Origin of the sequence: Natrinema salifodinae (assembly GCF_900110455.1) — an archaeon.
Classification (GTDB): domain Archaea; phylum Halobacteriota; class Halobacteria; order Halobacteriales; family Natrialbaceae; genus Natrinema; species Natrinema salifodinae.
The window spans coordinates 147,292-168,430 of record NZ_FOIS01000001.1 but is presented as its reverse complement, the minus strand read 5'-3'; the positions used below and the strand labels follow the sequence as shown (position 1 = coordinate 168,430).

At 67.3% G+C, this 21,139-nt stretch carries 20 protein-coding genes; 11 read left to right on the top strand and 9 right to left on the bottom strand.

The annotated features are described in order from the left end of the window. Position 1: 1 nt before the first annotated feature. From pstA to BMY29_RS00730, 3 genes are all read right to left on the bottom strand, one after another. On the bottom strand, positions 2-1,699 hold the full coding sequence (gene pstA / locus BMY29_RS00740; RefSeq protein WP_049992260.1) for a phosphate ABC transporter permease PstA: 1,698 nt from the start codon (positions 1,697-1,699) through the stop codon (positions 2-4). 67 nt (positions 1,700-1,766) lie between these two features. Next, positions 1,767-2,708: a phosphate ABC transporter permease subunit PstC gene (gene pstC, locus BMY29_RS00735; RefSeq protein WP_049992259.1), complete on the bottom strand. Its 942-nt coding sequence runs from the start codon at positions 2,706-2,708 to the stop codon at positions 1,767-1,769. Positions 2,709-2,753: 45 nt separating this feature from the next. After that, positions 2,754-3,731, bottom strand: a complete 978-nt coding sequence (locus BMY29_RS00730; protein WP_049992258.1) for a PstS family phosphate ABC transporter substrate-binding protein — start codon at positions 3,729-3,731, stop codon at positions 2,754-2,756. A gap of 381 nt (positions 3,732-4,112) precedes the next feature. On the opposite strand from BMY29_RS00730, the gene BMY29_RS00725 reads away from it, so the two are divergent. From BMY29_RS00725 to BMY29_RS00700, 6 genes are all read left to right on the top strand, one after another. Then, a complete protein-coding gene (locus BMY29_RS00725; protein WP_049992257.1) occupies positions 4,113-5,108 on the top strand; it encodes a phosphate uptake regulator PhoU in 996 nt (331 codons plus the stop codon). A 121-nt stretch (positions 5,109-5,229) separates the two neighbouring features. Continuing rightward, complete coding sequence (locus BMY29_RS00720; protein ID WP_049992256.1) at positions 5,230-6,504, top strand: Single-stranded DNA binding protein; 1,275 nt, start codon at positions 5,230-5,232, stop codon at positions 6,502-6,504. Continuing rightward, a complete protein-coding gene (locus BMY29_RS00715) occupies positions 6,501-8,363 on the top strand; it encodes a hypothetical protein (protein WP_049992255.1) in 1,863 nt (620 codons plus the stop codon). Before BMY29_RS00720 ends, BMY29_RS00715 begins: the two co-directional genes overlap by 4 nt. Positions 8,364-8,371: 8 nt before the next feature. Further along, entirely contained in the window at positions 8,372-9,247 is an 876-nt protein-coding gene (locus BMY29_RS00710; RefSeq protein WP_049992254.1) for a metallophosphoesterase, read from the top strand. Between the two features lie 109 nt (positions 9,248-9,356). Next, on the top strand, positions 9,357-9,587 hold the full coding sequence (locus tag BMY29_RS00705) for a YgaP family membrane protein (protein ID WP_049992253.1): 231 nt from the start codon (positions 9,357-9,359) through the stop codon (positions 9,585-9,587). A 68-nt stretch (positions 9,588-9,655) separates the two neighbouring features. Further along, positions 9,656-9,958, top strand: a complete 303-nt coding sequence (locus tag BMY29_RS00700) for a hypothetical protein (protein ID WP_049992252.1) — start codon at positions 9,656-9,658, stop codon at positions 9,956-9,958. Positions 9,959-10,254: 296 nt separating this feature from the next. Here the strand turns inward: BMY29_RS00700 and BMY29_RS00690 are convergent, their stop codons facing one another. Both BMY29_RS00690 and glnA read right to left on the bottom strand, forming a co-directional pair. Then, entirely contained in the window at positions 10,255-10,617 is a 363-nt protein-coding gene (locus tag BMY29_RS00690; protein ID WP_049992250.1) for a hypothetical protein, read from the bottom strand. A gap of 337 nt (positions 10,618-10,954) precedes the next feature. Further along, positions 10,955-12,310: a type I glutamate--ammonia ligase gene (gene glnA / locus BMY29_RS00685; RefSeq protein WP_074854639.1), complete on the bottom strand. Its 1,356-nt coding sequence runs from the start codon at positions 12,308-12,310 to the stop codon at positions 10,955-10,957. A gap of 279 nt (positions 12,311-12,589) precedes the next feature. Between glnA and BMY29_RS21640 the strand changes: the two genes are divergently transcribed. The 4 genes from BMY29_RS21640 to BMY29_RS00665 all read left to right on the top strand — a co-directional run bounded on the left by BMY29_RS21640 (position 12,590) and on the right by BMY29_RS00665 (position 17,736). Beyond that, on the top strand, positions 12,590-12,787 hold the full coding sequence (locus tag BMY29_RS21640) for a hypothetical protein (protein WP_177179241.1): 198 nt from the start codon (positions 12,590-12,592) through the stop codon (positions 12,785-12,787). Positions 12,788-13,109: 322 nt separating this feature from the next. Further along, entirely contained in the window at positions 13,110-13,460 is a 351-nt protein-coding gene (locus BMY29_RS00675) for a thioredoxin family protein (protein WP_049990206.1), read from the top strand. Between the two features lie 111 nt (positions 13,461-13,571). Continuing rightward, positions 13,572-15,146, top strand: a complete 1,575-nt coding sequence (locus BMY29_RS00670; RefSeq protein WP_049990207.1) for a ribonuclease H-like domain-containing protein — start codon at positions 13,572-13,574, stop codon at positions 15,144-15,146. Positions 15,147-15,156: 10 nt separating this feature from the next. Next, entirely contained in the window at positions 15,157-17,736 is a 2,580-nt protein-coding gene (locus tag BMY29_RS00665) for a DEAD/DEAH box helicase (protein WP_081985457.1), read from the top strand. 32 nt (positions 17,737-17,768) lie between these two features. Here BMY29_RS00665 and BMY29_RS00660 read toward each other — a convergent pair whose 3' ends face one another. Beyond that, on the bottom strand, positions 17,769-18,104 hold the full coding sequence (locus BMY29_RS00660) for a hypothetical protein (protein WP_049990208.1): 336 nt from the start codon (positions 18,102-18,104) through the stop codon (positions 17,769-17,771). Between the two features lie 181 nt (positions 18,105-18,285). Next, positions 18,286-18,717 carry a hypothetical protein gene (locus BMY29_RS00655; protein WP_049990209.1) on the bottom strand — a complete coding sequence of 144 codons (432 nt, stop codon included), beginning with the start codon at positions 18,715-18,717 and terminating at the stop codon, positions 18,286-18,288. A 196-nt stretch (positions 18,718-18,913) separates the two neighbouring features. Between BMY29_RS00655 and BMY29_RS21550 the strand changes: the two genes are divergently transcribed. After that, positions 18,914-19,042: a hypothetical protein gene (locus BMY29_RS21550; RefSeq protein WP_275041248.1), complete on the top strand. Its 129-nt coding sequence runs from the start codon at positions 18,914-18,916 to the stop codon at positions 19,040-19,042. A 35-nt stretch (positions 19,043-19,077) separates the two neighbouring features. On the opposite strand, the gene BMY29_RS00650 is transcribed toward BMY29_RS21550, so the two are convergent. Both BMY29_RS00650 and BMY29_RS00645 read right to left on the bottom strand, forming a co-directional pair. Next, complete coding sequence (locus BMY29_RS00650) at positions 19,078-19,305, bottom strand: DUF8149 family protein (RefSeq protein WP_049990210.1); 228 nt, start codon at positions 19,303-19,305, stop codon at positions 19,078-19,080. A gap of 568 nt (positions 19,306-19,873) precedes the next feature. Further along, positions 19,874-20,839, bottom strand: coding sequence for a PGF-CTERM sorting domain-containing protein (locus tag BMY29_RS00645; RefSeq protein ID WP_049990211.1), 966 nt, complete (start codon positions 20,837-20,839; stop codon positions 19,874-19,876). Between the last annotated feature and the right edge of the window lie 300 nt (positions 20,840-21,139).

The window sequence follows — 21,139 nt, the reverse complement described above, 5'->3', positions numbered from 1 at the left end:
CTCACTCTCGACGCTGGTACTTGTTCCGCAGGAGGATCGCGGTGCCGTTCATCATCAACAGGACGGTGAGCAACACGAGCACGCCGGCGGCGAGGACGCCGTGATAAAACTCCGGCTGGGCCAGTCTCGCCCACGAGAATATCTGTCGCGGCATCGCGCTGAACCGGCTGAAAAACGAGTTCGGCGGGATGCGCACGACCGCCGCGACGCCGACCATCAGCAGCGGCGCCGTCTCGCCGATCGCCCGGCCGAGCGCGAGGATCGTCCCGGTCAGGATGCCGGGCATCGCCCGCGGCAGGACGGTCGTTCTGACCATCTGCCATCTGGTGGCGCCCATCCCGTAGGCGGCCCGTCGCTGCGAGTCGGGGACAGCCTGGATCGCCTCCTGAGCGGAGACGATGACGATCGGCAGGACGAGCAGACCGACCGTGAGCCCGCCGACGACGACGATCCCGCGGCCCAGACCGGCGGTATTGACGAACAGCGCGACCCCGAGCAGCCCGTAGACGACCGAGGGGACGCCCGCGAGGTTCGCGATGTTGATCTCGATGAGTTCGACGAACCTACCGAGGGGCCCTTCGCTCGGCGCGTACTCCTCCAGATAGATCGCCGCGCCGACCCCGACGGGAAACGCCGAGACGGCGACGACGATGATCAGCATCACCGAGCCGACGAGCGCGGGATAGATCCCGGCATCGTACGGGTCCCGGCTGTGAGCGGTGGTCAGAAAGTCCCAATCGAACCAGACGTTGGGGCCGGAGAATCCGAGCGCCTCGACGACGAGGGCACAGGCGACGACGCCGGCACCGATCACGACCGGCATGGCGAGTCCGGCGATCCCCTCTCCGCGTCGCACCACCCGCTCGACGTACAAGCCGACGGGAACGCCGACGACCGTCACGAGCACGATCCACGTCGTCGCCGCGATACCGACCAGCGGCGCGGCAACCAGGCCGAGCGCCGAGGCGACGACCGTCGCCCCGCCGGCGAGCCATCCGGCGCGGGGGCTCTCGCGAACGCGGCTCACGTACCAGGCCACGCCGAGCCCGACTGGCGCTGCGAACGTCCCAAGCAGCGACAGCGACGGTAACGGGAGGACCGGCAGCGAGAGGATCAGTCCCCGTAGACTCGGGACGACGCCCGGCACGCCGACGACGACGAGCAGCGGGACGAGGGTCGCGACGAGTCCGCGTTCGACGGCGGCGGCGTCGCGAGTACGGACGTGGAGCGCGAGCAATCCGACCGCGACGGCGGCGGCAACGACGAGCGCGAGCCACTCGCGCGGCGAGACGATGTGTCTGAACGCGATCACCACGCCGCCGGCGAGTAAGGTCGCGGCGATCGGGAGCCCGAGCGCCGCGTAGGCCACTTCGCCCGCTCGCGGATCGAACCGGTAGTAGTAGCCGGTGAGCGCGAGCGCCGGGGCGCCGACGGTCGCGGCGACCGCGAGCCACCAGGCCGGGAGCGGGACGGTCACGCTGACCGCCCAGATCGGCGCCGTCAGGGTGACCGTCCAGATCGGTTCGACCGACATGGGTTCGATCGCGTCGTTGGCGACGTACAGCAGGAACACGAACACGAGCAGGAGGGCGAGCAGCGTCGCGCCGAGACAGCCGAGCTTGAACAGCAGCCCTCGGAGCTGACTGATCTGTCCCTCCGCGCCGTACCAGGCCTCGGTTTGGTCGTCGATCGTCGCCATCAGCGGTCCACCTCCGTCGGCCGCGCGATCGGTCTCGCGGTTCGGATCGGTCGCGTCTGCGCTGGCGTCATTGGTACTCCTCCCGGTAGCGTGCGGCGATGCGGTTGCTGAGCAGGTTCATCATGAAGGTGATACAGAACAGCGTCAACCCGATCGCAAACATCGAGTAGTAGCCGGCGGTCCCGCCGACCAGATCCGTGGTGACCGCCTGGACCATGGCGCTGGTCATGGTCTGGCCCGAGTTGAAGAGATTCGAGAGCGGGTTCGTCGGGTCGAACATCCGCGACTGCATGCCGGCGGCCGTCACCACGATCATCGTCTCGCCGATCGCCCGCGAGAGCGCGAGGATGTACGACGAGAAGATCCCCGAGATCGAGGCGGGGATGACGATCCGCGTCGAGACCTCGAACTTCGTCGCGCCCAGTCCGTAGCCCGCCTGGCGAAGCGAGTCGGGCACCGCGCTCATGGCGTCCTCGCTGATCGAGGAGACCATCGGGATGATCATGATCCCGACCATGATCGACGCCGACAGCAGGTTGAACAGGCTCACGTCCAGCCCGAGAGCCTGGAGCCAGGGCGTCAGGTACACGAGCGCGAAGAAGCCGTAGACGACGGTCGGAATCCCCGCGAGGATCTCGAGTGCCGGTTTCAGCACCGAGCGCATCCGGTCGCTGGCGTACTCGCTCAGGTAGACCGCCGCCGCGGTGCCGATCGGGATCGCGACCAGCGCCGAGACGACGGTCACGACGAGCGTGGCGCTGACCAGCGGCAGGATGCCGAGGATCGGATCATTGTTGCGTAGCACCCATTCCGTACCGGTAAAAAACGAGACGGGGTCGACTCGTCCGAAGAACTCGACGGCGTCTCTCGCCAGCGTGACGACGATGCTGACCGTGACGACGACGGTCAGTGCCGCACAGCAGAACAACAGGCCGTGGTACAACCGTTCCTTTGCAATCCGTCCGTTTGCCGATCGCGTGAGATCGGCGTCCATTGGTGTATTACTCATGTCGTTTCGTTTTCCGTTCGACGAAAACCTGAGAGACGGTCCGCGTTACTCCCCGGCGATCTCTTCGAGCGTGCTCAAATTCTCGTCCGCCTGGTCGTCGCTGGAGGGTACGTAGCCCACGTCGTCCGCGATCCAATCTTCGGTCGAGTTCTCGAGGTAGTAGTTCACGAACTCGTAGACCTCCTCGCTCTCGAGGGCCTCCTCGGAGGGGTAGATGTACAGCGGACGAGCCATCGGATAGGTACCGTCGCTGGCCGCCTGCAGGCTCGGTTCGGCGCACTCGTCGCCCTCGCTTTCCTTGACCTCGAGGGCCTTGACGCGATCCTCGTTCTCGGAGTAATAAGCGTAGCCGAAGTACCCCATCGCGTACGGGTCGTTCTCGAGCGCCTGAACGATCGTGTTGTCGTCCTCGGTCCCCTCGTAGTCGGTGGTGTGATTGCCGGCTTCGCCGACGACGTTCTCGGTGAACCAGTCGTAGGTCCCCGAGGTCGTGTCGGGACCGTAGCGGACGATCTCCTCGTCGGGCCACTCCGAGTTGACGTCGGACCACGTGTCGGCGCCACCGTCCTCCCAGATCTGGGCCATCTCGTCGAAGGACATGCAGTCGACCCAGTCGTTCTCGGGACTGACGGCCATCGTGAGCGCGTCGCCGCCGATCTCCATCTCGACCGGCGTGACGTCGTTTTCACCGCAGTGATCCTCCTCTTCGGACTTGATCGGCCGCGATGCGCCGTTGACGTCCGCGTCGCCGGGACAGAAGTAGTTCTCGAACCCACCGCCGCTGCCGGTCGGGTCGACCGTGACGTTGACGGCCGGGTTCTCCTCCATGAACCGTTCCGCCATCGCGTCGGAAATCGGGAACACCGTACTCGAGCCCGTGACCACGACCTCCCCGGAGAGGTCGTCGCTGTCGGTCGTCTCGCTGCAGCCGGCGAGCGCGGTCGCGCTTAGCGCACCGGTGGCCGCAATGAACTTTCGCCGCGATACCGCGTCGACAGAGCGTCCGAACTGGCTGTCTGCCATCACGTTGGGAATTCGAGAGGATATAAAAATACGATGCTATGAGCCATATATACCGGTCAGTAGGGACATATTCCTATATAGTCAAATCCCGATACCGGAGCAAACTGTCGGTGATAGGAACCGTTGCGTCTCGAGACGCACAAACCGAGCGAACGGACGCGATGCGGCGACGGGTCCGTCGAGAGAGTGATGTCGTGAACTGAGCGTAACGTATCACTATATATGGGTCCGTTCAGGTCCGTTGTCAGTGGTACTGATACGGAACTCTTCGTTCGATACCCGATAAAATCTCGTCGGATACGTGCGATAGCGGTCGGTTTCGAACGGACCTCTATAGATCCACATATATTTATATTCCCTCAGTCGAAAAGCCCTCGCAACATGGAGACGCGCAAGGTCCAGGTGACGGGCGGGTCGACCTACACCGTCTCGCTGCCCAAGACGTGGGCGACGGACAACGACGTCAGCGCCGGGACGACCGTCGAATTCTACCCCGAGGACGACGCCCTCCTACTGACGCCCCAGAACGACACGGAGCGCCAGGAGGGAACCCTCGACATCTCGAACCTCGAGGGCGAACGGTTGACCCGGGCCGTGATGACGATGTACGTCAGCGGTTTCGACATCATCCGGCTCGAAGCGGGCCGGATCACGACCGACCAGCGCCGGGCGATCCGCGACGCGACCCAGGGTCTCGTCGGCGTCGAGGTGCTCGAGGAGACGACCGACAGCGTGGTCATTCAGGACTTACTGGACTCCTCGGAGCTGTCGATCGTCAACGCGGTCACGCGGATGCGACTGATCGCCCAATCGATGCTCGAAGACGCCGTGCGGGCGTTAGTCGAGAACGACGACGACATCGCCCACGACGTAATCGAGCGCGACGACGACGTCGATCGGCTCTGGCTCGTCGTCTCGCGGATCTTCCGCGCGACGCTTCGCTCTCCGCGCGCAGCCGAGGAACTGGGCGTCCCCCGCGAGGACTGCTTCGACTTCCACTCCAGCGCCCGCCAACTCGAACGCGTGGCCGACCACGCGGCCAAGATCAGCAACATCGCGCTGAAACTCGACGAGATTCCGGGGCCGGTCGCCGACGCACTGGAGGAACTCCACGCGGACGCCTCCACCGTCCTCGAGAAGGCGATGGACGCGCTGTTCGCCGACGAGCCCGACGAGGCCAACCGCCTCGGCCACGACGCCCGCGAGACGGTCCTCGAGATCGACGAACACACCCGGACGATCGACGACATGCTGCGTGACATGGAGCCGGTTCAGGCCCAGTCGCTGGGACTGATCGTCGACTCGCTGTCGAGAAGCGCCGACTACGGCGGCAACATCGCCGAGACGGCGCTGCAGAAGGCGGCGCCGCGCCCGTAGTCACGCCGCCGACAGCGATACGGTTTCCCCCGCGTTCGGACCGATACCGCAGCCGCGAGCCGGTTTTCACTTTCGCCCTCCTGCGGGAACGCTTTTCAAGCCCCGCTACGAAAGGCAAGTGATGGAACTCGACGATCATGCCGAGGATCTCGCCTCCGACCTCGGTGTCGACAAAGAGGAGGTCAAATCCGACTTGCAGAACTTAGTGGAGTACAGCGTCCCGGTCGACGAGGCCAAACAGAGCCTCCGCCGGAAGTACGGCGACGGCTCCAGCGGCGGCGGTGCGACGCCGTCGGCGAAGGACGTCGCCGAGATTACGCCCGACGATAGCAACGTCACCGTCACGAGCACCGTCCTGACCGCCGGCAAGCGATCGATCCGCTATCAGGGCTCCGATCACGTTATCGTCGAAGGCCGCCTGGCCGACGAGACCGGCGTCATCGACTACACGGCCTGGGAGGACTTCGGCCTCTCGCCTGGCGATACGATCACCGCGGGCAACGCCGGCGTCCGCGAGTGGGACGGCGAGCCGGAACTCAACCTCGGCGAGAGCACCTCGCTGTCGTTCGAGGAGGAGTCGCTCGACGTCCCCTACGAGATCGGCGGCGACGCGCAGTTGGCCGATTTACAGACGGGCGACCGCGCCGTCACCGTCGAGGTCACCGTCGTCGAGTGCGAGCGCCGGACGATCGACGGTCGCGACGGCGAGACCGAGATCAAAAGCGGCGTCTTCGGCGACGAGAGCGGTCGCCTGCCCTTCACGAACTGGGAGCCGGCCCCCGAGATCGAGGAGGGCAATTCGATCCGCATCGAGAACGCCTACGTCCAGGAGTTCCGCGGCGTCCCCGAGGTCAACGTCTCCGAATTCTCGACGGTTTCAGACCTCGACCGCGCGATCGACGTCGGCAGCGCCGCCTCGACGATGGGGGTCGGCGACGCCGTCCGCACCGGCGGCATCTACGACGTCGAACTCGTGGGTAACGTGATCGCGGTCCGTGACGGCTCCGGGCTCATCCAGCGCTGTCCGGAGTGTTACCGGGTCATCCAGAAGGGGCAGTGCCGGACCCACGGTGACGTCGACGGAATCGACGACCTGCGCGTGAAGGCGATCCTCGACGACGGCACCGGGACCGTCACCGCCGTCCTCGACGACGAACTCACCGAGCAGGTCTACGGCGGGACCTTGGAAGACGCGCTCGAACAGGCCCGCGAGGCGATGGACCAGGCGGTCGTCGCGGACGCGATCCGCGAGCGCATCGTCGGCCGTGAGTACCGCGTGCGCGGCCACCTCTCGGTCGACGAGTACGGTGCGAACCTCGACGCCGAGATCTTCGAGGAGAGCGCCGACGATCCGGCCGCGCGTGCGACCGACTTCCTCGCGGAGGTGGACGCATGAGCGCGAACGGAAACGGCGACGGCGACGACGAGATTCCCGGACGGGAGATCGCCTACCGCCTGTTCGCCGCCGAGTACGACGACGCCTCGCTCTCCTACGCCGAGAGCGACGAGGAGCGGGCCCCGAACTACGTGATCTCGCCGACCGGCGCGCGGCTCAACCGCGTCTTCGCCGTCGGCACGCTGACCGAGGTCTCGCCGGTCAACGACGAGATGGTTCGCGCACGCGTCGTCGATCCGACCGGCGCGTTCGTCGTCTACGCCGGCCAGTACCAGCCCGACGAGCTGGCCTTCTTAGAGCAGATCGACCCGCCGGCGTTCGTCGCGGTGACCGGCAAGGCCCGCACCTTCCAGCCCGAGGACGGCGATCGGGTCTACACCTCGCTCCGACCCGAGAGCCTCGCGACGGTCGACGCCGACACCCGTGACCGCTGGGTCGTCAGCGCGGCCGAACAAACGATCGAACGGATCGCCGCGTACTCCGCGGCGGCCGATCTGGACGCCGGCGGCGAGGCCCTGACCGACGCCTTGCTCGAGGCCGACGTCGAATCCGGCCTGGCGGCGGGACTCCCGCTCGCTCAGGACCACTACGGCACGACGCCGTCGTACCTGGCGGCGCTGCGGGACTGCGCGCTCGAGGCTGTCGAGGTCGTCGCCGGCGAGCGCGACCAGGTGAGCGGTCTCGATCTCGCGCCCGACGACACCAGCCCCGAGTACGAGACGACGTTCGACGCGCTGGCCGAGCTCGACGGGATCGATCCCGATGCGCTCGAGGGCGGCGTCGCGACCGACCCCGACGCCGCGGCCGACACAGAGACTGAACCGGCGGAGCCGATAGCGGCGACGACCGGCGGCGCGGCAACCGACGCCGACGAGCCGGAAGCGCACTCCGGCTCCGCGGCCGGCACGGCGACGTCGGCGACGAGCGACGAACCCGACGCCGCCGAGGTCGACGCCGAACCGGCCGCCGCGACCGCGGGCGCGGGGACGGGCACCGAGTCCGATTCCGGGGCCGCCGACGCCGAGGCGGACGCCACGGCGGCAGCGGCATCGACCGACCAGGCCGAATCCGATACCGACACCGACACGGAGACCGCCGTCGATGAGACGGCGGGCGACGATGTCGAATCCGGGCCTGAGCCCGAGTCCGAGCCCGAACCCGAATCGGCAGCGACCGATACCGACGACGAACCGCTCGCGGCCGAGAACGATGCACCGGCTGCCGACGAAGCGGAATCCGCTGAGCCCGAACCCGCTGCCGTCGACGAATCCGACGAGCCTGAACCTGCCGCCGACAAGGACGGCGAACTCGGCGACTTCGACGCCGGCAGCGTCGACGACGGTATGTACGAGATGGACGAGGAGGAGCGCGAGCAGATCGAAGCGGAGTTCGGTGCCGAGTTCACCACCGGATCCGAAGTCGACGAACCAGGCGAGGCCGACATCGACGTGCCCGAACCGGACGAGTCGGCGGAGTCGGCGGAGCCGGCGGACGACGACCCTGGTGAACCGCCCGCGTCCGGACTCGAATCCGAACCGGTCGACGAGAGCGAAGCGGCGGCCGAAACTGCGGACGCCGCTGAACCGGAGCCGACCGACGACGAGTCCGAGCCAGCGACCGACGACGCCGACGACTCCGCTGTCGAGGACGAACCGGCCGACGACGTCGACCTCGAAGCGTACGTCGTCGAAACTATGGAGGAACTCGACGACGGCGACGGCGCCGACCGGACGGAACTCGTCGAGACGGTCGCCGCGGATACGGGGGCCGCCGAGGCCGCGGTCGAAGACGCTATCCAGGACGCGCTGATGGGCGGGCAGTGTTACGAGCCCGACGACGAGACGCTGAAGGCGATCTGAACCGGCCCATGGATACCCCCGACGACGGTCCGGCCGAGCCAGGATCCGCGTCCGCACCCGCCTCCTCGACCGCCCCGCTCGTCGAGCCCGTTCCGGGCGCGCCCGCCGCGACCGCGACGATCGGGGACGGGACCGGTGACGGGGACGGGACCCAACGCGCGCTGCTCGTCGCCGACTACCACGCCGGCTACGAGGCGGGACTGCGATACGAGCGCGGCGTCGACGTCCCCAGCCGGGCGCCCGACCGCCGCGAGCGACTCCAGGCGCTGCTCGATCGCACTCGTCCGGATCGCCTGGTCGTCCTCGGCGACCTCATGCACTCGATCGGCGACCCCGGCGGGGCCGAACGCGGCGAACTCGAAGTGTTGTTCGAGTCTTTTCCGGCCGATTTCGACGTGACCGTCGTCAAGGGCAACCACGACGGGCAGATCGGGACCTGGCTCGCCGCGGACGAGGAGACCCCCGCCGTCGACGTCGTCCCCGGCGACGGCGTCGCGCTCGGCGCCGTCGGCGTCTGTCACGGCCACACCTGGCCCGCGCCGGCCGTCCTCGAGTCCGACGTGGTCTGTCTGGGTCACGAACACCCCTGCGTCCGGCTCGAAGACGAGGTCGGCGGCAGCCGCGTCGAGCGCGCCTGGCTGCGCGGACGGCTCGCTCCCGAACCGTTCCGCGAGCGGCCGGAGTACGACGGCGTTTCGTGGGTCGACGGCGACGAACCGCCGCCGCGAGCGGTCGTCTTGCCCGCGTTCAACGATCTCGTCGGCGGGACGTGGATCAACGTCCCCGGCCAGTCGTTTCTCTCGCCGTTCCTGCCGGCCGGCCTGGCCGACGGCGAGGCGTACCTGCTCGACGGGACGCGGCTCGGGCCGTACGAGTCGGTCTGATCGACGGTCGACGGCGCGTCGTTGGGACGCATCGCGGGTCGGGGTTCGGAGATCAATCGAGTTTCTCGGACCCCGAACGTATTTAGGGTGATTGACAGTAGCTACTCACATGGCACTCGAGCGAAACGTGGGCGGTCTCGACCGCGTTATGAGAGGTGTCGCCGGGATCTGGCTGGTCGTCGTCGCCGTCGCGGCGGCGCTCGACGAGCGGCGCGTCACCGCCGCCACGGCCGCGCTCGCGGGGATCGGCCTGTTGTTCAACTGGCGGACGCAGTTCTGCGGCTGTAACGCGGTCTTCGGCATCGATACGACCGAGGACGAACTAGCCGCGGACGCGTAACGACCGCGGTCCGCGACGCCAGCGCACGAAAGCCGAATCGCCATCCCCTGGCCCGGTGAACTCGCGGTATGACGATGCAGACGTACCGGCTGGAGATCCGGGAAGCGGAGGCCAACGGAATCGACGCCGACGTCTACAACGAGGACGGAACCGTCGAAGCGTCGACGCGGGTCGCCTACGACGACTTCGACCTCGATCCGCCGGGCTCCCGGGACGACGAACCGAACGCGACGACGGAGGTGACGGCCGACGTGACGACGCTCGACCTGCAGTACGAACGCGACGACGCCGGCTTCGCGTTTCGCCTGTTGGGCGACCGCGACGAACTGACGTCGATCCGGATCGACGACGAAGAGTGGGGCCTGGCCTGACCGCGCAGGCGGTGGTCGGCCGGTACTCGGCGGGGGATGAGCACCGGAAGCGGCCGTCGAGCCGCCAGGCTCACCGGCGCGGAACGTCGAACCGACGCGCGAGTTTGCAACCGAGTCGATCGGCGAGCGGTCCCCGCCGGACACCCGGTTTCCGGTGAAACGGAGACTGGACCGCGCACGAGGGCGGCGCGACGATGAGACCGTCGGCCGTCGGCGCATTACCGACGTCGCGGAGCCACGCCAGGCCCGCGGCACTGACACCGACGCCGCCGCCGGCGATCACCGTCGGACGTCGGCTATCGGCGGACCGTCTTCGACCTGATCTCGTCGCCCTCGCGCCACTGGTAGTAGCGGTACTCGGTCCCGCCGATCTCGTCCACCGAGACGCTCGCTCGTTCGGGGACGCCGTCCGGGTAGTCGGCCGTATCGGTCGACGAGGGCGCGCCGTCACACGTGTCCCCGTCGCCATCGTCGCCGCTCTCGCTCTCGTCTCGCTCGTCCGCAGCGGCGTCCGTTCGGTCCTTCCAGTCCGCTAAGTCCGCGAGGTACGTACTCGCTGCGCGAAGCGTTTCGGGATCTCGGTCCGCGAGCTCCCGGAGAGCCTCGCGGCCGACGCGGTCGACGTCCGTCGGCGGGCTCGGTCGCTCGTCCGTGGGCATACCTCTCGATAGTCTCGAGGGCCCGTAAAACGTCGTCGTTCCGTTCGATCACTTCGGACGGTGACTCTCGAGGTGGGCGGCGGTGCGACACGATCGGTGCCCTCAGAAGCGCTCGCGATGACGACGGGGACCATCCTGCGCGCACTGCACTCGTTGGTGAGCGCCGGCGACGTCGATCAGACCGGCGGACGTCGTCGCGAACGGGTGCCACACCGCGTCGTCGGGACGGCGACCGAGACGCCGCGCTCGGTGGTGTGTCAAAATCGGATGAGAGTGCCCGACGAACGGTGGGGCGTTTCGGCGCTGCCGTCGAGTGTCGTTCCCGTCGCCGCAGACGTCAGAACGTCTCGAGGTAGCGGTCGAGCTCCCACTCGGAGACGTCGACCAGGTAGTCCTCGAACTCCTGTTCTTTGGCCTCGACGAACTTCGGCCCGACGTGTTCGCCCAGGGCGCTGTAGATGACCTCGTCCGCCTCGAGAGCCTCGACGGCCTCGCCGAGGTTCGACGGGAGGGTGTCGATGCCGTACTCCTCGCGTTTCTGCTCGTCGAACTCGTAGATGTTCTCTCGAACCGGAGCAGGGCACTCGAGGTCACGCTCGATGCCGTCCAGGCCGGCGTGGATCATGACGGCGAGCGCGAGGTAGGGGTTACAGGACGGGTCCGGCGAGCGGAGTTCGATCCGGGAGGCTGCCGGGACGCGCGCGGCCGGTTTGCGGACCAGCGCCGAGCGGTTCCGGTCCGACCAGGCGACGTAGACTGGTGCCTCATAGCCGGGCACCAGGCGCTTGTAGCTGTTGACGGTGGGGTTGGCGATGGCGGTGATCGCAGGGGCGTGCTCGAGGATCCCGGCGGTGAAGGCGTGAGCCTCCTCGCTCAAGTCGAACTCGTCGTCCTCGTCGTGGAAGGCGTTCTCCCCGTCCTCGGTGAACAGCGAGAGGTGGGTGTGCATCCCCGAGCCGTTGATCTTCGGAATCGGCTTGGGCATGAACGTCGCGTGGAGGTCGTGTTCGGCGGCGATCGCGCGGACGACCGTCCGGAACGTGGCGACGTTGTCGGCCGTCGACAGCGCGTCGTCGTACTCGAAGTTGATCTCGTACTGGCCGCGAGCGACCTCGTGGTGGCTGGCCTCGATCTCGAAGCCCATGTCTTCGAGGCCGTAGATGATGTCGCGGCGGACGTCGGAGGCGAGGTCCTTCGGCGCGAGGTCGAAGTAGCCGCCGTGGTCGGCAGTGTCGGTCGTCGCGCGGCCGGCCTCGTCCTCCTCGAACATGAAGAACTCCGGCTCGGGCGCGGCGTTGACCGTGTAGCCCAGATCGTTGGCGCGCTCGAGGGCGTTCTTGAGGACGCGGCGCGGGTCGCCCTCGAAGGGCTCGCCCGTCGAGGTGTTGATGACGTCACAGATCATCCGGGCGGACGCCCCGTCCTCGCGCTGTTTCCACGGAAGCACCGCGAATGTGTCCGGATCGGGCTTGAGCCGCATGTCCGATTCCTGGATGCGAACGAAGCCTTCGATCGAGGAGCCGTCGAAGTAGATGCCTTCGGTGAAGGCCTTCTCGGCCTGGCGGGCCGGAACGGAGACATTCTTGACCGTGCCCAGGATGTCAGTGAACTGCAGCCGAAGGAAGTCGATATTTTCCGCTTCGATCGTTTCCAGTACGTCTTCTTCCGCAGCGGTCAGGTACCCGTCTGTCATCTTCTGCTCGAGTATGACGACGGATCCCACTATTAAAATTCTACTGTTGTGGGCGAATATGCGCAAATCTCCCAGAAATTGGCCGATTGTCCGTTATAATATGAGATATTCGGAGTGCGGATTACACTGACAGAAAAACAGCCGCTAAAATTGAATGGTCGTATAGGGTGGCGGTCGATCTGTCGACGCTATCGACAGTGATCGCCGCGGGCGTGCGGCCGAGTCACCGTTCGGACGGCCGGTCGACCGAGCCCGGAGCGACGTGACCAGACCGGTGGAATGCCACACAGTGCGGGCAGCCCGACGAACCCGATGTCGACGCTCGCCCGCCAGACGGTCGCCGTGGTACGAAACGCTCTCCGCCAGGCCGTCAACGGATTCGGCGTCGCCTGGTCCATCTCGGACTCGGGCTCGGCGACCGACTCGCCGGACCGGGGACGCGTCGCGAGCGTCGTCTCGCAGTCGGGGCAGACGTAGGCGACGTGCCGGTCGGCCGATCGGCGGTGCCAGTCACCGTCGATCGGACTCGAGTGGTCACACTCCCAGCAGAACAGCGTCGCTTTCCGCCGGGTCGGGCCACCGTCGCTGCGGTCTGGTGCGGGACCGGTCATCGAGCGAGGCTACGATCGCCACGTATAAAATCACACTCCGACTCCGGTTCACATAATACGGTTTTCTTGTGAATGTTCGTCGCCACAACGTCCGCCGAATCGGGTAGTCGATCGCGATATCGAACCGATCGGCGACGGCCGGTTCGGCGTCCGTCACACGTTTCAGCGGACGGCTCGTAGCACCGGACATGGCCACCGCCAGCAAACCGAGCCGATTCGACACCGGCAACGAGCTCGACGACTTCGTCGAAACCAACGACGTGGCGCTCGTGGAGTTCTACACCAGCGGCTGTGCGCTGTGCCAGGCGATGGAGCCGGTGCTCGGCAACGTCGCCCGCGCGACCGACGTCGCGATCGGGATGATCAACCCCGGCAACGACATCGATCTGGTCGACCGGTTCGACATCCGGTCGGTGCCGACGCTGATCCTGTTCGAGGACGGCACCGAGACGGCGCGCCTAGCCGAGGGGTTCCAGGGCGGAGACGCGGTCACGGATTTCCTCGAAGAGCACGTGCCGAACGCGGCCGAGACGGCCTGACGCCGTCGTGTGCCGTCTCGCCGTGACGTCTCACGATCGTCCGGCGCGAGTCCGACGCCGCCGATCGTCCGTTCACGAACCCTTATTGCCGGCCGCTGGTATTTTCTCGCTATGACCGCCGGGACTGGAACCGAACCCGGAGCCGGGTCCGAAACCGAAACGGGGGGAGACCTGCTGGCGTTACGCTGTGACGCCGTCGCCGATCTGGCGGACGCGGCGCTGCGCGACGCCCTCGAGTACTTCGACCCGGACCTCGTCTACGTCGTTCGCGAGGCCTCGGACGTCCGGATCGTGAGTCGCCTCCGGCGTGCGTTCGACGGCCCGGTCGTCTTCGCCGGCGGCCCCGCCGACGTCCGGACGGAGACGGTGGCGGACGTCACCGTCGCCTTCGCGAGCGCAGCGTCACTGCTCGAGGAGCCGCCCGAACCCGCGGCCCGGGCCGACTACGTCGTCTGCGACGATCTCGAGCCGACGACCGACGCCGTCGCGCTCGAGGCCACGCTCGAGGGGCGCAGGGAGATCGCTCGCTACCAGCGCCGGACGGGCGGCTCGACGACGTTCCTCTCCGGCGCGCTCCCGGCGAGTTACGATCACGTCTGGGACGCGACCGTCGACGGCGACCGGGTCCGGCTGCCGGTGCGTGGTGTCGCCCCGCTGCGACGTTCCGGCGCGGTCGAACTCGCCCGCCTCACTTGCGATCGAGGCGGCGGCGTGGCCGTCTCGTCGGCGCCGGCCGATCGGTTCGGACTGCAGGCGCTAGACGGCGTCGGTCCGACGACGGCGGATCGGCTCCGAACACACGGGTACGAGACGCGCGCGGCCGTCGCCGACGCGGCCGAAACGGACCTGCGCGAGATCGCGGGCATCGGCGCGGCCACGGCCCGGGAGCTGCTCCACAGCGCGCGTGCGCTCGCCGAATCTCGCGTCGTCCGCCGGACGGACGAGCCGGTCCCGCCGACCGCCGAGACGGCGACACCGCTGTTCGTCGATATCGAGACCGACGGACTTCGGCCGACGATCATCTGGTTGATCGGCGTCTACGACCCGGAACGGGACGCGTACGTCGATTTCGTCGATGCCGATCCGTCCCGCGACGAGCCAGGCGCCGCGACCCGCGAATTCGTCTCGTGGCTGGCCGCCGAGTACGAGCGGCCGTCGCTGATCGCCTGGAACGGTTACGGGTTCGACTACGAACATCTCGATCGATTCGTCGTCCGCTACGCGCCCGAGTACCGCGAGTACTGGCGCGATCGGGTCCAGACGTACGACCCCTACGACTGGGCGGTGCGGCGGGACAACGCCGTCCTGCCGGGCCGAACGAATCGCCTCGAAACCGTCGCCGCCGCCCTGGGTTGTGCCCGTTCGGGCCCTGCGGCGGCGCTCGACGGAAGGTCCCTCGCGAAGCGGATCCGACGGCTGCTCGAGGATTCTTCCGTCGGCTCCGCCGACGATGCTGGAGCCGTCGAGCCCACGGGGACCGCCGGAGCCGCCGAATCCGACGCGGACGCGGGAATCGACTGGGACGCCGCCCGACGGTACTGCGAGGCGGACGTCCGCGAACTGGCCGCCGTTTTCGACGCGATCGCGGCGGCCGAACCCGAGCCGAACGAGGACGACGGAGCGGAAGAAGCGACGAACGGATCGACCGCCGACTCGACGACCCAGACCGGGCTCGCCGACTTCTGACTCGCTACCGATGCCATCCGACGACACCGATATCGACGCCGAACGACCGACGAACCGCCGCCACAGCACCGGCCCGGACGGCCTCGCCCTGACCGCCGACCGGCTCCGCGAGACCTATCCCGCGGCTCGCTACGCCCACCAGGCCCGCGAGCAGTTCGTCCTGCCGGCCGAACCGGCCGAGCACGTCCCGGCCCGCGAGGCGCTTCCGGCCGGACTCGCGGCGAACCTGGGGGTCGATCTCTGGAGCCACCAGGCCGCGGCGCTCGACGCGTTGGCCGACGGCGAGAACGTCTGCGTCGCGACGTCGACGTCCTCCGGGAAGACCTACGTCTACGGACTCGATATCGCGCGGCGATTTCGCGAGAATCCCGACGTGCGCGCGCTGCTGGTCTACCCGACGAAGGCGCTCAGCCGCGACCAGGAGCGAGAGCTCAACGACCTCTTCGACGCCCTCGGCGTCGACGTCACCGTCGGCGTCTACGACGGCGACACGAACCGCGAGGAGAAGGTCCGAATCCGCGAGGAGGCTACCGTCGTCATCACGAACTTCGCGGGACTCAATCAGTACCTCGAGGGCCACCACCGCTGGGCCGAGTTCCACGCGAACTGCTCGCTGCTCGTGATCGACGAGGCCCACGCCTGGACCGGCGTCAGCGGGATGCACGCCGCCTGGATCCTCCGGCGCGCTCGCCGCGTAATCGGCTGGTACGGCGGCGATCCCCAGTACGTGCTGACGACTGCGACGATCGGGAATCCGGCCGAACACGCCCGCACGCTGACCGGCGAGCCCGCGATGGTGATCGACGCGGACGGCTCGCCTAGCGGTCGCCGCCACCTGGTCTTCTGGGATCCGCCGGCTGACGAGGAGGGCAGCGGCGGCGACGGAGACGGAACCGAAAGCGGGGACGGGAGCGGAGGCGACGCGGCGGGCGACGGGTCCGACTGGACCCCGAGCAAACGACCCGCGACCGTCGAGGCGCCCGAGGTCTGGGCCCACTGCTGCTATCACGGCGTCCCCTCGTTGCTGTTCTGTGACTCGCGGAAGCAGACCGAACTGGCCGTCGGACGGGCGCGGGAGTTCCTCGAGACCCCGAAGTTTCCCTATCGGGGACGCGCCGACCTGGCCGCGTACAACGCGGGCCACGGCAAGAAAGCGCGGCGAGGCACCGAGCACCGACTCAAGACCGGCGATCTGGACGGCGTCGCGACGACCAGCGCGCTCGAAGTCGGGATCGACGTCGGCGGGATCGACGGCACCGTCCTCCTGGGCTACCCCGGCTCCAGGCAGTCGTTCTGGCAGCGCATCGGCCGCTCGGGCCGCGACGAGCGCAACGCCCTCTCGGTGTTCGTTCCCAGTCACGCGACGCTCGATCAGTACATCCTCCGCCATCCCGAGTACCTCCTGGAGGAAGCACCCGAGAGCGCGGTCGTCGACCTCGAGAACAACCCGGTCTACCTCCAGCACCTGCGCTGTGCCGCCCAGGAACTGCCGCTGACCCGCGCGGACGCCGACCGCTTCGGCGGGCGCGACCGCCTCGAGCGGGCCGTCGAGTACGGCCGGCGGACCGGCGACCTCGAGGGCTCGCTCGCGGGCGGCGTCACCTACGCCCACCGCGACCGCCCCCAAGACGAGATCAGCCTCTACGCCTCCGGCGGGAACGCCTTCGAGGTCCGCCTGGCGGGCGACGACTCGTTCGATCACCAGCCGATCGGCCGCGCACGCGCGTACCGAGACTACCACGAGGGCGCGACAGTGCTCTACCGCGGCGACCGGTACCAGGTCGTCGAACTGCGGGAGGACCGCCCGCAGCCCTTCGTGAAACTGGAACCGGCCGACGTCGACTACTACACTCAGTCCCAACGCCAGACGACGATCTACGACACCGAAATCCGGGAGTCGCGCGAGGTCGGCCCGTTCCGCCTCAACTGGGGATACGGCACCGTCACCGTTCGCTACGACACCTTCATGAAGCGGGAACTCGGCTCGGGCGACGTCCGCGAGACCGGCCTCGAAACCGGCGTCCCGCCGCTGGAAATGCGGACGCAGCTCTGCTGGGCCGAGGTCCCCGACGACGTCGAACGCGCGGTCACGGCCGCTCACAGCGAGTACCACAACGACGAATGCGAGGAGCTCCCCCCGCGGCTTCACGGGTACCTCGGGGGCATTCACGCCATCGAACACGCGATGATCGCCGTCGCGCCGCTGGAACTGACCGTGGACGCGTCCGATCTGGGCGGCCTGGCGACCAATCGATTGCCGGACGCCCCGGACACCAGCGGCTGGTTCATCTACGACGGCGTCGACGGCGGGCTGGGCTTCTCTCGCCGCATCTACGAGGAGTACGAGGCGGTCGCCAAGCGGGCGCGGGAGCTGATGACCGGTTGCGAGTGCGGGCGCGACGAGGGCTGTCCCGCCTGTCTCATGGACGATCGGTGCGGGAACGATAACCGGCCGCTGTACGCGCCAGCGGCGACGGACGTGATCGACGCGCTGCTCGGCGAGACGGACGCAGCGGCCGTCCGACCGGCGCTCGAAACCGAACTGGCCGACGACGGCGACGACCGCAGGCCGCCGGCTTCGATCTCGTAGCAACCGCTAGCCGCCGAACGGCGACAGACAGGTCAGCGGAAGTTGATGCTCTCGTCGGGCTCGAGCTCGCTCGGGTCGAGTTCGCCCGCGAGGTACTGCTCGCCGAGCTCCGTGATGTCGTACATGCCGGGCATGAGTCGCTCTAAAAGGCCGTACTTGGTTAGCTCCCGACATCGATAGGCCGCGTGGGGGCCCCGGCAGATGCGCTCCTCGTCGATGTGGCTGGGTTCGAAGACGTCGTCGTCTTGCATCAGTTCGAGGATCGGCCTGTCCGCGGGTTGCATCCACTCAGCATCAGTCTCGGGTTCGGAGTCGGCGTTGGCCTCCGCCCCGGCGTCACGATCACTGTCGGCAGGTTCATCGTCCATTGATATCACTGCTCCCTGTCGGGAGCCGCGTTACGTATCGGATCGATGGCGTGCGCGCCACATGACTGTGTTGGTCGCCGAGACAGCGTCGACAGCGAAAAATCGAATCGTGCCGCGAGATCCGCGAAACGAATCGCGCTCCGTCCCTCGACCCGGCCCGTCGCCGCGTCGAATCGTCGCGTTAGGACTGGGACGCGTCGGGCGCGCCGTAGTCTACGTGGACGTTCGGGGTCGTCGCCGGCGCCAGGCCGGTGATCCCGCGATCGACGAACGTGACGTCGGTCAGTTCGCCGCTAAACCGGAACGTGATCGTGTCGGTCTCGATTGCGCCCTCGACGGCGGTTCCCGAGAGGACGGTCACGTCCGTCGCCTGGTCCTCGTCGGCGAGTTCGATCGCACCGTCGACGGTGAGTTCGAAACTCGTGGGGACGCCCTGACCGATGATCGTCAGCGTGTTCGGGAGGTCGCCGTCCGCATCGGCGTCGGATGCCGTTCGCGTTGCCGCGATCGTCGCCGTCGCCGCCGTCTCGGTACCGATCGGGGATGCAGGGACCGTCGAATCGGCGGCTGAGCGTCCGGTGTCGTTATCGACTGTCACTTTGTCGGGTGCCATATGGTGGACACAGTCGGGTATAACAGTATAAGCCTTCTCACTGAACTAACGGTCGGAACAGGCGAAATATAACCTCTCGAGTGGGAATAAGACGGAATGTGGAACAGTGTTCCGAACCGTCATTCGAGCCGCGAGGGTCGGCGGGTTACACTTTCAAGGCCAATACTTGTCCTCGGTATCTCCGTAATTCGAGGGTATGGATTCGAAACGTCCCGACGTCCAACTCGACGACTCGCCCGATGAAGAAGGAATCGTCACCAAGCGGGAGCAAGGCGGTTCGTCTCGGTCGCTCGTCGAGAAACTCCGCGAGTTCTTCCGTCGGTGATCGCAGCCCGACACCGGTGAGTCGGGGCCGTCCGCTCACTCCGCGTCGTCAAGCAGGCCGAGTTCCGTGGCGACCAGGTCCGCGATGCGGTCGGCGACGTCGGGATCGACTTCGGCAACGTCGTCCCCGTCGTGGAGCTGGTCGTTGTGTCGTTCGATGGCGTCGGCGACGTCGGAGAGCGGGATGCGGCTGGTCGTCTCGCAGGCGGAACAGACGATGGGGACGCGCGCGGGCTGATCGTCGGAGTCGCTCGTGGTCGTCATTTTTCGGGTGTCTCGCGGCGACCGACAAAACCTAATTGGTTCCGGCGACCGACGCGGTCGGCCGCGCTGGTCACATCGGTTGCCGGAACAGTGGCCCCGCCGCAGCTACTGACCGCTCGCCGGTCGCGACGTGATGCGGTCCGGAAACACAGCTTCCTTCCGCTGCCGTCGGTAATTCGTATCACCTATCGGACCGGTTGGCCAGCAGTCTTATTGCAGTTCGAACGAATCGTCGGATAGACGGGGGTACGACAGTCTGTCGATGGATTTCCCCATCAGTTCCGTTCGCCCCGTCACGACGTGCGAGGAGCTCCATGGTTCCCGGCTACACCCGTAGCCGTTCCCTGTCCAATTTTTTGTTCGGTCCGCGGACGGACTGACTATCGACGGACCAGCAACAGCCGTCAGGTACGCCGATCCGTCGTCGTACCCGACCGCGGTCGCGCCTGGCTCCCGTCGGTAGATCGTATCGACTGCGTCGGTCGCGGCGGCTCGCGACGGACGCGGACCGCGGATGCGACTCGAGATCGAAATCGGCTACGGACGGCGACTTGCGAGTCGACAACGGTTAGCCGCGGTAGCGGGCGAGGACGGCGACCGAGAGGGCGACGACGGCCGCGAGCGCGCCGAAGCCGGGCATCTCATCGCCGTCGGAACCGGTCCCGTCGCTCGTCTCGTCCGAGTCCTCGCCCGACTCGGTCCCGTTGGAATCGGACGTCTCTCTCGGGTCGTCGGGATCGAACCGTTCGTCGGCCGGCGCGTCGAGCTGCAAAATGACGTCGACCTGGCCGTGGGTGGAACCGGGTTCGTAGGTCCAGCTCCCGCCGGCTTCCTCGTAGGACTCGGCGGCGTCGATCGGGTCGATGTCCGTGTCCCAGCCGTCCCCTTCGGGCTCTTGCTGGATGTACCCGACGACGTCGATCCGATCGGCGTGTTCGCCGTTTATCTGCGCTTCGCCGTACTCGAGGGTCGCGTCTTCGGGGTTTCCGTGGAACTCGTAGCAGTGGGAGTCCATGTAGCCGTCGCCCTGCGAGATGTCCTCGCTGGTCCCGAACTGGTCGCCGTCGAGCGGCCGGTCGTAGTGCTCGGTCATGGGGAATTGGACCGTGATCGGATCCGCGTCGGGGTGCCAGGTCGTCGCACCGCCGGTCGGAATCGTCACCGACGTGTCCGGGACCGACTCGCCGACGACCGGCTCGCCGTTTTCGTTGACCAGGGTCACGCAGATCTTCCCGGAGCCGTCGCCGAGGTAGGGGCTCCGATACTCGTCGCGCGGGTTGTCGTAGCTGATCCAACTACCGTCGTCGGCCGCCGCCTCGAAGTAGGGGTCGCCCGGTTCCGGCGCGGCTTCCACGTAGGCTGCTTCGGAGACGTTGCCGTCCGAACTCGAAACGTCCGGATCGACGGCACTTGCGTTCGCGGTCGCTCCCGCGCTGGCGCCCGCGACGACGAGGCTGGCGATCACGACCAGGCCGAGTCCGAGCGCGAGCAGCGCCTGGCGCTTGCCCGCGAGGAGCGGTCGGAGTCCCGCCATGGTTACGCCTCGGCCCTCGAATCGGCGGGTTCGGATTCGATCGTCGGGGACGCGTCGAGTCGCGTCGGGGGGCGACCGGGACGTCGCGACGGCCGTGCGACACCGGAGGGAGTGTCGATTGGACTATCGTTCCACGATGACGACTGTCTCGATCTGGTACGGGTCATCGAATTGACGTACCGGATGCGACGGTCTATACTATGAGCAGCGTACCGCGGAATAGGGGCAGAGTAAGGACGGTAGGCAGCCGTTTCGGCGATTATATTTGGCCCTTACCGATCGAAATTTGACGAGCGTCGC